This is a genomic window from Enterobacter sp. DVT3837, assembly GCF_056238685.1.
The window spans coordinates 1,110,396-1,123,940 of the sequence record NZ_JBWDLA010000002.1; the positions used below are offsets into that span (position 1 = coordinate 1,110,396).

The 13,545-nt window shown below is 52.2% G+C and carries 14 protein-coding genes; 7 read left to right on the forward strand and 7 right to left on the reverse strand.

All coding sequences use genetic code 11. The annotated features are described in order from the left end of the window. Nucleotides 1–50 precede the first annotated feature (50 nt). Nucleotides 51–1,559 (forward strand): dipeptide/tripeptide permease DtpA, encoded by a 1,509-nt coding sequence (gene dtpA, locus AC0XWG_RS20230; protein ID WP_028017307.1) that lies wholly within the window; start codon nt 51–53, stop codon nt 1,557–1,559. Nucleotides 1,560–1,664: 105 nt separating this feature from the next. After that, nucleotides 1,665–2,270, forward strand: coding sequence for a glutathione transferase GstA (gstA, locus tag AC0XWG_RS20235; RefSeq protein WP_028017306.1), 606 nt, complete (start codon nt 1,665–1,667; stop codon nt 2,268–2,270). A gap of 77 nt (nt 2,271–2,347) precedes the next feature. On the opposite strand, the gene pdxY is transcribed toward gstA, so the two are convergent. The 5 genes from pdxY to anmK form a co-directional block, all read right to left on the reverse strand. Next, nucleotides 2,348–3,208 (reverse strand): pyridoxal kinase PdxY, encoded by an 861-nt coding sequence (gene pdxY / locus AC0XWG_RS20240; protein WP_128347958.1) that lies wholly within the window; start codon nt 3,206–3,208, stop codon nt 2,348–2,350. A gap of 66 nt (nt 3,209–3,274) precedes the next feature. After that, entirely contained in the window at nt 3,275–4,549 is a 1,275-nt protein-coding gene (gene tyrS, locus AC0XWG_RS20245; RefSeq protein WP_028017304.1) for a tyrosine--tRNA ligase, read from the reverse strand. 125 nt (nt 4,550–4,674) lie between these two features. After that, the gene (gene pdxH / locus AC0XWG_RS20250) at nt 4,675–5,331 is read right to left on the reverse strand and encodes a pyridoxamine 5'-phosphate oxidase (RefSeq protein ID WP_028017303.1); all 657 of its coding nucleotides are present in this window, start codon (nt 5,329–5,331) and stop codon (nt 4,675–4,677) included. Nucleotides 5,332–5,388: 57 nt separating this feature from the next. Then, nucleotides 5,389–5,712, reverse strand: a complete 324-nt coding sequence (gene mliC / locus AC0XWG_RS20255) for a C-type lysozyme inhibitor (RefSeq protein ID WP_028017302.1) — start codon at nt 5,710–5,712, stop codon at nt 5,389–5,391. 94 nt (nt 5,713–5,806) lie between these two features. Next, nucleotides 5,807–6,931 carry an anhydro-N-acetylmuramic acid kinase gene (gene anmK / locus AC0XWG_RS20260; protein WP_028017301.1) on the reverse strand — a complete coding sequence of 375 codons (1,125 nt, stop codon included), beginning with the start codon at nt 6,929–6,931 and terminating at the stop codon, nt 5,807–5,809. A gap of 255 nt (nt 6,932–7,186) precedes the next feature. Here anmK and slyB point away from each other — a divergent pair, with 255 nt between their 5' ends. Together slyB and AC0XWG_RS20270 are read left to right on the forward strand one after the other, a co-directional pair. Then, nucleotides 7,187–7,654, forward strand: coding sequence for an outer membrane lipoprotein SlyB (gene slyB / locus AC0XWG_RS20265; RefSeq protein WP_008500578.1), 468 nt, complete (start codon nt 7,187–7,189; stop codon nt 7,652–7,654). 196 nt (nt 7,655–7,850) lie between these two features. Beyond that, complete coding sequence (locus AC0XWG_RS20270; protein ID WP_028017300.1) at nt 7,851–9,212, forward strand: sensor domain-containing diguanylate cyclase; 1,362 nt, start codon at nt 7,851–7,853, stop codon at nt 9,210–9,212. 34 nt (nt 9,213–9,246) lie between these two features. On the opposite strand, the gene slyA is transcribed toward AC0XWG_RS20270, so the two are convergent. After that, nucleotides 9,247–9,687: a transcriptional regulator SlyA gene (gene slyA / locus AC0XWG_RS20275; protein ID WP_028017299.1), complete on the reverse strand. Its 441-nt coding sequence runs from the start codon at nt 9,685–9,687 to the stop codon at nt 9,247–9,249. Between the two features lie 186 nt (nt 9,688–9,873). Between slyA and AC0XWG_RS20280 the strand changes: the two genes are divergently transcribed. From AC0XWG_RS20280 to AC0XWG_RS20290, 3 genes are read left to right on the forward strand one after another with little or no spacing between them, the layout of a single operon-like run. Next, nucleotides 9,874–10,110 (forward strand): DUF1656 domain-containing protein, encoded by a 237-nt coding sequence (locus AC0XWG_RS20280; RefSeq protein ID WP_028017298.1) that lies wholly within the window; start codon nt 9,874–9,876, stop codon nt 10,108–10,110. Nucleotides 10,111–10,112: 2 nt separating this feature from the next. Continuing rightward, entirely contained in the window at nt 10,113–10,973 is an 861-nt protein-coding gene (locus AC0XWG_RS20285) for an efflux RND transporter periplasmic adaptor subunit (protein ID WP_028017297.1), read from the forward strand. Then, entirely contained in the window at nt 10,973–13,006 is a 2,034-nt protein-coding gene (locus tag AC0XWG_RS20290) for an FUSC family protein (protein WP_128347959.1), read from the forward strand. The genes AC0XWG_RS20285 and AC0XWG_RS20290 overlap by 1 nt, the downstream gene beginning before the upstream one ends. On the opposite strand, the gene sodC is transcribed toward AC0XWG_RS20290, so the two are convergent. After that, nucleotides 12,985–13,503: a superoxide dismutase [Cu-Zn] SodC gene (sodC, locus tag AC0XWG_RS20295; protein ID WP_475680989.1), complete on the reverse strand. Its 519-nt coding sequence runs from the start codon at nt 13,501–13,503 to the stop codon at nt 12,985–12,987. The genes AC0XWG_RS20290 and sodC overlap by 22 nt on opposite strands. Nucleotides 13,504–13,545 lie beyond the last annotated feature (42 nt).

Sequence of the window (13,545 nt, forward strand, 5' to 3'; positions counted from 1 at the left end):
TCACGCTATGAACACCCCCGTTAATATGGGATGTAAAAAAAGAGGTATATGTGTCTACTGCAAACAATAAACCAACAGATGAAAGCGTAAGTCTTAACGCTTTTAAACAACCAAAAGCGTTCTATCTCATCTTCTCTATCGAGTTATGGGAGCGTTTTGGTTATTACGGCCTGCAAGGGATCATGGCGGTTTACCTGGTAAAACAGCTGGGTATGTCCGAAGCCGATTCCATCACGCTGTTCTCCTCCTTCAGTGCTCTGGTTTACGGTCTGGTCGCAATCGGCGGCTGGCTGGGTGATAAAGTTCTCGGTACTAAACGCGTTATCATGCTGGGTGCCATTGTACTGGCAATCGGTTATGCGCTGGTTGCGTGGTCTGGTCATGATGCTGCTGTCGTGTATATGGGCATGGCGACCATCGCCGTGGGTAACGGGCTGTTCAAAGCGAACCCGTCTTCCCTGCTCTCTACCTGTTACAGCAAAGATGACCCGCGTCTGGACGGTGCATTCACCATGTACTACATGTCCGTGAACATCGGTTCCTTCTTCTCCATGCTGGCAACACCGTGGCTGGCCGCTAAATTCGGCTGGAGCGTGGCGTTCTCCCTGTCCGTGGTCGGTATGCTGATCACCGTTGTCAACTTTGCCTTCTGCAAACGCTGGGTTAAAAACTACGGTTCAAAACCTGACTTCGAACCCGTACATGTGGGTAAACTGCTGGCGACCATTGTAGGCGTTGTGATCCTTGCAGCAATCGCGACCTGGCTGCTGCACAACCAGGGTATCGCACGTGCGGTTCTGGGTGTGGTTGCACTGGGTATCGTGATTATCTTCGCAAAAGAAGCCTTCGCCATGCAGGGTGCTGCACGTCGTAAGATGATTGTGGCGTTCATTCTGATGCTGGAAGCGATTATCTTCTTCGTACTGTACAGCCAGATGCCAACCTCTCTGAACTTCTTCGCCATTCGTAACGTTGAGCACTCAATTCTGGGTATCGCATTCGAACCGGAGCAGTATCAGGCCCTGAACCCGTTCTGGATTATGATTGGCAGCCCAATTCTGGCCGCTATCTATAACAAGATGGGTGACCGTCTGCCAATGCCGCACAAGTTTGCCATCGGCATGGTGCTGTGCTCCGGCGCCTTCCTGGTGCTGCCACTGGGTACCAAATTCGCGACTGATGCAGGTATCGTTTCCGTTAACTGGTTGATCCTGAGCTACGCTCTGCAGTCTATCGGTGAACTGATGATCTCCGGTCTGGGTCTGGCGATGGTTGCACAGCTGGTACCACAGCGTCTGATGGGCTTCATTATGGGTAGCTGGTTCCTGACCACTGCCGGTGCAGCAATCATTGCAGGTAAGATTGCAAACCTGATGGCCGTTCCGGATAACGTCACTGACCCACTGGTCTCTCTGAACGTCTACGGTACTGTATTCATGCAGATTGGTATCGCTACAGCAGTCATCGCTGCTCTGATGCTGCTGACGGCACCGAAACTGAATCGTATGACTCAGGACGACGACAAGACCGCTAAAGCGACTAAAACCGCTACCGCGTAATATCATTGAGAAACGACATAACAGAAGCCGCTAATGCATTAGCGGCTTTTTTTTTACCCGTTCGCGCACTAACATAGCTGAAACCTCAGCAAAAAGGAGTTACCGATGAAACTGTTCTACAAACCGGGCGCGTGCTCTCTTGCTTCCCATATCACCCTGCGCGAGAGCGGCAAAGATTTTACGCTGGATGGCGTTGATCTGATGAAAAAACGTCTGGAAAACGGTGATGATTTTCTTGCCATCAACCCGAAGGGACAAGTTCCGGCACTGTTGCTGGATGACGGTACTCTGCTGACCGAGGGTGTGGCGATTATGCAGTTTCTGGCAGATAGCGTGCCCGATCGCCAGTTACTGGCACCGGTAAGTACGGTTTCTCGCTATAAAACGCTGGAGTGGCTGAACTACATTGCGACCGAGCTGCATAAAGGCTTTACGCCGCTGTTCCGTCCCGATACGCCAGAAGAGTACAAACCCACCTTGCGTGCGCTTCTTGAGAAAAAGCTGCAGTACGTTAACGAATCGCTGAAAGACGACCAGTGGATTTGTGGTTCGCGTTTCACAATTGCCGATGCGTACCTGTTTACCGTACTGCGCTGGGCGCGCGCGGTTAAGCTGAACCTGGAAGGGTTAGACCATATTGCATCGTATATGACACGCATGGCAGAACGTCCTGCGGTAGCTGCAGCGCTGAAAGCGGAAGGTCTTAACTAACATCGCCCGGCGGCGCTGCGCTTGCACGGGCCTACGGGTGGAGTAGGCCGGGTAAGCGCAGCGCCACCCGGCATCTTTTAAAGCTGCGTTGCGCTAAAATAGTGTTCCGGCTTAGCAATACGATCCTGTGCCGCAACGACCTGTAATTCATACTCCTGCATTTCTTTCGTCGCAATCATGATTTCGTATACCGCCGCGGTGACATGCTCCAGGGCATCTCGCAACGTTGCACCCTGCAGGAGTTTCACCAACAGCAGACCGCTGGTCACATCCCCAACCCCTACCGGCTGACGTGGGCCAAAATCCACCAGCGGACGGCTGATATGCCAGGCATCGTCTTTCGTCACCAGCAGCATCTCAAAACGGTCCTTACTAAGCCCTGCACGCGCGAGATGTTTCACCAGCACAGTTTCTGGCCCCAGAGCTATCAGCTCGCGGGACGCGCTTACCGCCTCTTCTACGCTGTTAACGGGATGCTCGCAAAGGATCTCCAGTTCGACCAGATTTGGCGCAATGATATCGCTGGCGGGCAGCGCATGGCGAACATGAAACTCTGCGACACCCGGTGCCACGATGCAGCCTTTCTCCGGATGGCCCATAACAGGGTCACAGAAGAATTTTGCCGCTGGGTTTGCCGTTTTCACCTGGCGAACAATACCGAGGATATGCTCTCCTTGCTCTGCTGAACCGAGATAACCGCTCAGTACCGCGTCACAACGTTTGAGCTGGCCGATATCGGCAACTCCTTGCACAACTTCCGTGAGGTGTGAAGGCGGCATTACGCAGCCGGTCCATTGGCCGTATTGCGTGTGGTTGGAGAACTGTACGGTGTTGAGCGGCCAGACGTTGGCACCGAGGCGGCGCATTGGAAATTCCGCTGCGCTATTGCCAGCATGTCCGAAAACAACGTGGGACTGAATGGCGAGGATGTTCTTCATTTTTTTCTTACCAAACCCTGTAAAAACAAAAGGGGCGTGGTTTCCCACGCCCCTGGCTACTTTTAATTATTTCCAGCAGATCAGACAGTAATTTTTCTTGCCGCGACGCAGCAGCGTGTAGCGACCATACAGACGATCGCTGTCAGTGAAGGTGTATTCCGGGTCGGACTGCTTCTCACCATTGATGGTGATAGCGTTAGACGCAATGGTTTTACGCGCCTGACCACGGGAAGGCTGCAGCTCGGAGTCCACCAGCGCCTGCATCAGGTCAGCACCTTTTTCCATCTCGACCATTGGCACGCCGTCCTGCGCCAGCTGTTCGAAGTCCGCTTCGCTCAGATCGCTCAGTGTGCCGTTGAACAGGCTTGCCGTAATGCGTTTTGCCGCGGCCAGACCTTCTTCACCGTGAACCAGTTTAGTCACTTCGTCCGCCAGCACGTACTGTGCACGTGGCGCCTTACCGCTATTTTTGTCCTCTTCTTCCAGGGCATTGATTTCTTCAATGTCCATAAAGGTGAAGAACTTCAGGAAGCGGTATACATCGGCATCAGCCGTGTTGATCCAGAACTGGTAGAATTTGTACGGGCTGGTCTTTTTCGGATCAAGCCATACCGCGCCACCTTCGGTTTTACCGAATTTGGTCCCGTCGGCTTTGGTGATCAGCGGAACGGTCAGACCAAAGACCTGGTTCTGGTGCAGACGACGGGTCAGGTCAATACCGGAGGTGATGTTACCCCACTGGTCAGAACCGCCAATCTGCAGGGAAACACCGTGCAGTTTGTTCAGACAGGCAAAGTCATAACCCTGCAGCAGGTTGTACGAGAACTCGGTGAAGGAGATACCCTGGTCATCACGGTTCAGACGCTGCTTCACGGCTTCTTTGTTAATCATCTGGTTAACAGAGAAATGCTTGCCGATGTCACGCAGGAAAGTCAGCACGTTCATGCCGCCAAACCAGTCATAGTTGTTAGCGGCAATGGCGGAGTTATCACCACAGTTGAAGTCGAGGAACGGTGCAACCTGTTTGCGGATCTTATCCACCCACTCCTGCACGGTATCTTCGGTATTCAGTTTACGCTCAGCGGCTTTAAAACTTGGGTCACCAATCAGACCTGTCGCACCGCCAACCAGGGCAACAGGTTTATGGCCCGCCATCTGGAAGCGTTTCAGGCATAACAATGGAACAAGATGCCCCAAATGCAAGCTGTCAGCGGTGGGATCGAAGCCGCAATAGAGCGCGATCGGGCCTTGCGCCAGTCGCTCTGCTAACGCTTCCTCGTCCGTCACCTGAGCCACGAGGCCCCGCTCTTGCAATTGTTTAATCAAGTTACTGCTTGCCATCAAATTCTCCATGTATAAACGACTGCACCTTTGCCGGTACACGACTTTTCGCCTGATGCGAAAGTACCATAGAATAAAGCGCAAGCGCGGTGTGCGCTAGCGCTTAAATCAACAAATTTCGGGGATTACGGTGCCAGTCTGTCGATTTTCCAGCCGCCATTGTCGCGCTGGTATAAAAAGCGATCGTGCAGGCGATGTTCGCCCCCCTGCCAGAACTCCATCTGCTCAATCGGGATGCGGAAACCGCCCCAGAAACTCGGCAGAGGGATTTCACCCTGCTGGAACTTCTGTTTCAGCTCAAGAAATTTGCTTTCCAGCACGCCGCGAGCTGAAATTCGGCTCGACTGTTTTGAGACCCAGGCGCCAATCTGGCTGTCGCGCGGACGGCTGTGGAAATACTTCACCACTTCCAGCGTCGAGAGACGTTCCGCTTTGCCTGTCACCATGACCTGACGCTCCAGCATATGCCAAGGGAACAGCAGGCTGATACGCGGATTGTTTTCCAGATGATGTGCTTTGCGACTGCCCAGGTTGGTGTAGAACACCAAACCTTTCTCGTCATAATGCTTGAGCAATACGATGCGCTGATACGGTTGACCGTTTTCATCGACCGTTGCGACAACCATAGCCGTTGGGTCGGCCAGTTTCGCTTCGCAAGCCTGTTTCAGCCAGCGTTCAAAAAGCACGAGGGGTTCAGCGGGAAGGTCCTGGCGACGCAGGCCACCTTTGGTGTATTCACGGCGCAGATGCGCGATTTGCTGCAGTTCGTCGTTATCTGACATGGCGTTAGCTGACATTGAGATTGGGTGGCGCTATTGTGCGCCGCCCCTGTAAAAATCTCAACGCTTCGGATTTTCCAGCTGACAATTGTTCAGCACGATACGGTCACGTTTGTAGACCGTGGCGCTGTCCCCTTTCGACCAGAAGACATAGATACCATCGGTATAACGTGCACCGGAGGCCGAGATGCCCTGCTTCAGGGTCAGCAATTTATTGTCGTACACAAAACTGGCTTCCTGGCGCGGGTTATTCAGCTTAACGGTCAGCGGCTTTTCATCGCAACGATACTCCAGCGTATCGGTCTGCATACGCTCAACGAGTTGGTTATAGACGCTGCATCCTGACAGCAACAAAGGCGCGACAATAAGAAGAAGTTTTTTCATGAGCGTATTCCGACGACTTTCCTGGTCCTGGAGGGCGTGACTGCCCTCCTGTTTTTATTCCATTCTAACGACAATACGCGACGCTGAATTTCAGTTAACTCTGATTCTGACGAGGGTTGGCCGGGAAAATGGCACCAAGGACGCTCGCCTCACGCGCACCGGTTACCGACGGTAAATTGCCCGGTAGCCCGGCAATCGTGCGCCAGGCAAGCCATGCAAAGGCCAGCGCTTCCATATCATCTCCACTGATACCCGCTTCATCTGTCGTCGTGACTTCTGTACCCGGCAGTAGCCCGGCAAGACGCGCCATCACCAGCGGATTTCGGCTTCCTCCCCCGCACACCAGCAGACGTTCGCATCCGCCACTGAGAAGCACCTGTTCAGATATCGACACGGCCGTTAACTCAGCAAGTGTTGCCTGGACATCCTGCGGCGCGAGTGCCGGGAATTGCGCCAGCTGGCGCTCAAGCCAGCCATAGTTGAAATATTCGCGCCCCGTGCTTTTCGGTGCCGGTAGTGCAAAATAAGGGTCGCTTAACATGGACTGCAACAGCGGAATAATCACTTTACCCGCGCTCGCCCACTCCGCGTTTTTATCATACGGTTGACCGCACTGACGCCAGATCCAGGCATCCATTAACATATTGCCCGGGCCGGTATCGTAGCCACGTACGGGCTGTCCCGGGATGAGCATGGACAGATTGGCGATACCACCAATATTGAGCACCATACGGCGTTCTGAAGGGTGCGCCAGTAAAGCCTGATGGAAAGCGGGCACCAGCGGTGCACCCTGTCCTCCAAGCGCAATATCGCGACGACGAAAATCGCCCACCACCGTTACACCGGTCTTTGCCACAATCTGGTTGTTATCACCAATTTGCAGGGTATGCGGTGCTTCGCCACCTGGCTCATGCCAGACAGTTTGTCCGTGACACCCAATGGCAACCACATCCTGTGGACGAAGATGTTCTTTGTGCATTAACGCCTGTACCGCATCAGCAAACAGCGCTCCCAGGCGTACATCGAGCTGCCCTAGCTGGGAAAGGGTGAGTTGCTGCCCCTGACAGATACTCAGAATATCCTCTTTCAGTGAAATGGGGATTGGCCAGGTCAGGCTCGCCTGCTGCGCCACCATGTTTTCATCAATGGCGGCCAGAACGACATCTACCCCATCCAGACTGGTGCCTGACATCACACCAATGTAGCGACCCGATTTCATGCGCTTTCCTTACGTTGCGTGGGCTAAGAGTATCCACTCAACCATAAACAGCGCTGCTTTGCTATCCGGCGATAATATTTTTTAACAATGTCAGACGGGTAACACGTGCGAAGACTGTTTATGTCTCGTTAAGTCAAATTCAAGTACAATTTTCCCATTGTTAGTGCAAAGATATGAACTATGGCCCCTTATGCCATATAATTTAGCCATAACGGATGCCCTCAATCGGGCGTTTTTGGTGAACAGGAGATTCAAATGATTTTACGTGTACTGGGCGTTTCGCTGATTGGTTTAACTCTGGCTGGCTGTGTGAATGACAGTTCACTTTCTGGCGACGTTTACAGCGCTTCTGAAGCGAAACAGGTTCAGAATGTGACTTACGGTACCGTTGTTAATGCCCGTCCTGTACAAATCCAGGGTGGTGATGAAAACAACGTGATGGGTGCAATCGGCGGTGCTGTGCTGGGTGGTTTCCTGGGTAATACCGTCGGCGGTGGTACAGGCCGCTCTCTGGCGACCGCAGCAGGCGCCGTTGCCGGTGGTGTAGCAGGCCAGGGCGTTCAGGGTGCGATGAACAAAACCCAGGGTGTAGAGCTGGAAATCCGTAAAGATGATGGCAGCACCATCATGGTTGTTCAGAAACAAGGTAGCACGCGTTTCTCTGCAGGCCAGCGCGTTGTTCTGGCGAGCAACGGAAGCCAGGTTACCGTTTCTCCACGTTAATTCGTTTTTGGATGTGGTCACCAGGCCACATCCATTTACAAAAATATAATATTAATTAATACTTTCACACAAATATATACTTAACTTATTATTAATTAGTCTTGATATTGTTCCTGCGCAAAGTATTTATAAAATTCATTAGTTAAACTCATCGCAATTGCCTTTTTTTATTTATTATAATTTTGTTAAAACTTATATGCTTGCGATGAATAATTGTGTGAAGAACCGTTATTTCTTATTCTGTATCGGCTGCATTGCCGTCATTGGGCTATTGCAGGGTTTATTTTTAGAACTTGTCGAACGGGTACCGTCGTTCTCTCCGTTATTATTCCCTACACTGACCATTTTCTTACTGGTATTTCACCTGTTTATTGCCTGTTTTATGGCAATGAAATACTGGTGTGATCGAAGAAGGTTGTATCTGATTGCAATTGCCTTAGCCTTTGCCGGCTCGGCGATGATGATGGTAGGAACGCTATCCAGCTTCCCTTCCTGGTTAGCTCTCTATCAGTTCAATGCAGTTAACTATAATGATGCCATGATCTTCTTTATGTTCCGCCATCTTATCATGGCGGTTCTCATTATCCTTTCAGCCTTGCTTTATACCATCCGGGATTACCCGCTTTCACGTCCGGTACATATTTCCATCGTGACTGGCGGATTTATCTTTACTGTTTCTATGGTGGCTCTGGCGTGGTTTTGTTCCAGTCATTCATCACTGTTATTACTGGATCTTGTCGATAATGAAACCCGGCAATTTATGGTTCTCTGGAGCCAGGCCATTAATATTCTTCTTATTGTTCTCTGGATAGTAACGTTAGCAACACTAATGTTTATTACCCGGGTACGTAACCTTTTCTGGGTTGGCGGTAATTTCTTATGCGTCTGTTATATTGTGACGCTGACAATGCTACTGGCTGGCGGACACGCTGAAGATATCGCCTGGTATCGGGCCCGATTATTTGAAACGGTTGCTACGCTGCTTATTATTTTTGTTCTGCTTTATGATGTCTTCAGGTTGTATCGTGACTCACATTTAAAGTATCAGCAATCGTATCAGAACTCGATTCGCGATCCGCTCACCCGGCTTTATAACCGCAGTTATTTCTATGAATCATTAAATCAGGCCCTGGATATCGCCAAAGCCAGTCGTCCTGTTTCTGTTATCGTCAGCGATCTCGACCGCTTTAAGCGAATCAACGACAACTATGGGCATCTCCAGGGAGACAAAGTGTTGCAGTTTGTCGCTCATCTGCTGATGGATTCCGTGCGCCCACAAGATATTGCGGCCCGTATCGGTGGCGAAGAGTTTGTACTGATGCTGGCTAACACCTCTTCAGAAGAGGCTTACAAGGTGGCTGAACGCATACGGCTCAATCTGAGCGGCTTTGATAAGGCCAGCAGCGAGGGGCAGTTACCAGAACCGATCACTATCAGCATGGGAATATTTACGGCAACCTCATCAGGGATTACTGCAGAAGAGTGCGTGGAAAGTGCCGATAAGGCAATGTACGAAGCAAAAGAGACAGGCCGTAACCGCGTAGTCGTCTTTAAATGAAAAAGGCCTTGCTGTTGCAAGGCCCTTTGGAATGTCAGTCGCGCGACTGCAGCTCATGGATGTTTTGTTCCAGGCGACCAATAAGGCTGATGAGCATTTCAAGCTCCGCCGGAGAAACACCCGAGAGGATTTCACCCCGCGTTTTGGTAATCACGGCTTCCATTTCAGTAATGATGGGAGTCGCTTTCTCTGTGAGTTTAATCCGCTTAGCGCGACGATCGCTGGCGCAGGTTTGCCGGGAGATGAGTCCCTTCTCTTCCAGCTGGTCAAGCGTACGCACCAGCGACGGTTGCTCAATACCTATCGCTTTTGCCAGTTGAATTTGCGACTGTTCAGGCGGCAGCTGATGAATGTTATGCAGCGTAACCCAATGTGTCTGTGTCAATTCCAGAGGTTTCAGGCGATGGTCAATCAGAGCACGCCAGACGCGTACCAACCTTGCCAGATCAGAACCTAATGGCGATTCCAATTTCATCTCCTTATAATTAGCTTGCTAAGTTATTATACTGATTTTAGAATAGTGTGCAGCATTTATATTGCCAAAACAAATGCAATACTGCATTCATGGAACTTAAAAGTATGACTTACACTGAATTGTGATACCTCATCATACTAAGACAAGCCATTGTGACATTCTGTTCACTGCAAAGGATTTCTACCTGTGACGTTTTTTCATCACTCAGAAGGTTTGCCCCTTCAGGACTTGATCTTCGGTGCATCAGTCTACTTTCCGCCTCTGTTTAAAGCCGTGCTGGTAGGTTTTATTCTCTGGCTCATCGCACATCGTCTGCTTCGTGACTGGATGTATTCCGGCGAAATCTGGCATCCCATGTTGATGGATCTCTCCCTGTTTGCCCTCTCCGTGTGTCTGGGCCTTGCTGTCTTGCTGGTGTGGTGAATATGCCCCTGAAAACGCTGAAGTACTTTTCCACGTTGTTTGTCCTCGCTCTCGCGCTGGTTGCAGGCTGGTGGCTGTGGAATTTTTATATGCAATCACCCTGGACGCGTGATGGCAAAATTCGCGCTGAACAGGTCAGCATTACTCCCCAGGTTTCAGGGAGTATCACGGCGCTTCTTGTTAACGATAACCAGTATGTTAAAAAGGGGGACGTGCTATTCCGTATCGACGATACCCCGTATCACATTGCGATTCTGAATGCCCAGGCTCAGCTGGCAAAAGCCCAGTCTGACTTAGCGAAAGCCAACAACGAGGCAAACCGCCGCCGACATTTATCGCAAAATTACATCTCTGCAGAAGATTTAGATACTGCGAATATCAACGTTAAGGCCATGCAGGCAAGCGTCAATGTGGCTGAGGCTACGCTGAAACAAGCCCAGTGGGAGCTAACCCAAACCGTTATAACATCGCCTGTCGACGGATGGGTGACCAACCTTTCAGCGCGTGTGGGTAACTATGCCACTACCGGACAGCCGGTGTTTGCCCTCGTCGACAGCCACTCCTTCTATGTCGTGGGCTATTTTGAAGAGACCAAACTTCGCCATATCCGCGAGGGTTCTCCGGCAACCATTACCCTTTATAGTAGCTCGCAAAAGTTACAGGGTCACGTATCCAGTATTGGTCGGGCGATATACGATCAAAGCGTTGAAACGGATTCCGGCCTGGTACCGGACATTAAGCCGAACGTTCCCTGGGTGCGTCTGGCTCAACGCGTTCCGGTTCGCGTAGAGTTTGACCGTCTACCGCAGGACATCACCCTGGTATCCGGCACGACCTGTACCGTCTCCATCGGAACCCGTTAATGAAACTGCAGGTGCTCTCCTGGCGTAACACGCCGTGGATGAAAGCGACGCGTCCCCAGTGGCGCTATGCGCTGCGTAATGGCATCGCGATGTGTCTTGCGCTGACCATCGCCTATTACCTGAACCTTGATGAACCCTACTGGGCGATGACCTCTGCGGCGGTGGTGAGTTTTCCCACGGTCGGAGGTGTTATCAGTAAAAGCCTCGGTCGTATCGCAGGCAGCCTGCTGGGTGCCACTGCAGCGTTAATTATCGCCGGTCATACGTTGAACGATCCATGGCTGTTCTTGCTGAGCATGGCGGCATGGCTGGGATGCTGTACCTGGGCCTGCGCTCATTTTACCAACAACGTCGCCTATGCTTTCCAGCTGGCGGGCTATACCGCCGCCATCATTGCCTTTCCGGTGGTTAACGTACTCGATACCACCGAACTGTGGGATATCGCTCAGGCGCGCGTCTGTGAAGTGATTGTCGGTATCCTCAGCGGCGGGTTTATGATGATGATCCTGCCCAGTACGTCCGACGGCACCGCGCTCATCACCGCGCTGAAAACCATGCATGCCCGATTGCTGGAGCACGCAAGCCTGCTGTGGCAACCTGATACCAACGATGAGATCCGTCTCGCCCATGAAAAGGTCATCGGGCAGATCCTGACCATGAATCTGTTACGCATCCAGGCCTTCTGGAGCCATTACCGCTTTCGCCGTCAGAATACCCTGCTTAACTATCTGCTGCACCAGCAGCTGCGCATGACCAGCGCTATCTCCAGCCTGCGCCGGATGTTACTCAATTGGCCGACGCCACCAGAAAACACCCGTGCGGTGATTGACGTACTGCTCGCAACGCTTGCACGCCCGGATGCGGACATCTACACCGTCGCGAAGATCATTGCGCCGCTCGCCCCGGTCGATGAGTACGATTATCGTCATCGCGCCTTCTGGCAGCGTCTTAATTATTTCTGCCGGCTGTATCTGCGAAGCAGCCGCTGGATTAGCGCCGTCGAGAATGCCACCCCGGTGACTGAATTCAACGTCCCGGGTAGTCCAGCGCTCGCACGCCATACAGACTATCTCGAAGCACTGTGGAGCGGCTTTCGCACCTTCTGCGCACTGATGCTGGTGGGGGCGTGGAGTATTGCCACGCAGTGGGACTCCGGTACAGCTGCCCTGACGCTCGCTGCCATCAGCTGCGTGCTTTACTCCGTTGCTGCCTCACCGTTTAACTCTCTTACGCTACTGATGCGCACCCTGGTATTACTGTCTCTGTTCAGTTTTGTGGTGAAGTTCGGCCTGATGGTGCAGATAAGTGACCTGTGGCAGTTTCTGCTGTTTCTGTTTCCGCTGTTAACCACCATGCAGCTTCTGAAGCTGCAAATGCCTAAACTGGCGGGGCTATGGGGACAGTTGATTGTTTTTATGGGGTCGTTTATTTCCGTGACGAATCCGCCGGTTTACGATTACGCCAGTTTTCTCAATGACAACCTGGCGAAGATCCTCGGTGTCGGACTGGCCTGGCTGGCCTTCGCGGTGTTACGCCCCGGTTCAGATGCGCGCAAGAGTCGTCGGCACATCCGGGAGTTACGCCGGGGGTTTGTCGACCAACTCAGTCGTAAACCGCATCTGAGTGAAAATGAGTATGAATCGCTGGTATATCACCATGTCAGCCAGTTGAATAACAGCCAGGACGCACTTTCCCGCCGCTGGCTGTTGCGCTGGGGCGTAGTGCTGTTGAACTGTTCACACGTCGTCTGGCAGCTTCGCGTATGGGAAACACGCTCTGATCCCCTCTCACAGGTTCGGGATGTTTGCATCTCCCTGCTACGTGATGTCATGAGTGAACGCGGTGTCCAGCAACGTCCCCTCGAAGCCACACTGACTGAGCTGCAGCGGATCTGCGATACCCTCGCGCGGCACCATTTGCCTGCCGCACGTGATTTGGCCTCGATCATCTGGCGCCTGCACTGCTCACTGTCACAGCTGGAGCAAGCGCCTCCTCCGGGAACCATTGGGGATCAAATTACGCCGCAGGCATAACGCACCCCGCCACCGCCAAGCGGTTTACGCTGATCGGACATATTGTCACCACCAACATGGATCATCAGCGCTTTGCCTTTAATCTCAGCCAGCTTTTTCAGCCGTGGCGCAACGACGGGCTCTGTGGCTTTCCCGTCGTTATTCACCACCAGAACAGGGAGATCGCCGAGATGCCCCATCCCGTTCGGACCTTCATGTTTACCGGAGTGTTGGGGATCAAAGTGGCCGCCCGCTGATTCCGCCGCCGAGGCTTTCCCCTCTTTCAGCGCAGGCTGACAGCTACCGTTGGCATGAACATGGAAACCATGTTCACCGGGTGGGAGTGCTTTGAGGTTGGGTGCGAACTCCAGTCCTTTGTCGGTTTCGGTTATTTTCACCGTTCCGATGGACTGCCCCACACCCTGAGAGGTGACAAGATTCATTTCCACTTCATCACTGGCCGCCTGCGCACCAGCGCAGACTACCAGCGTGACGAGCGCCAGAGCAAAACGCTTCATATGACCTCCACGGGTTATTTTTTGCCCCTTAAGTTTATACCA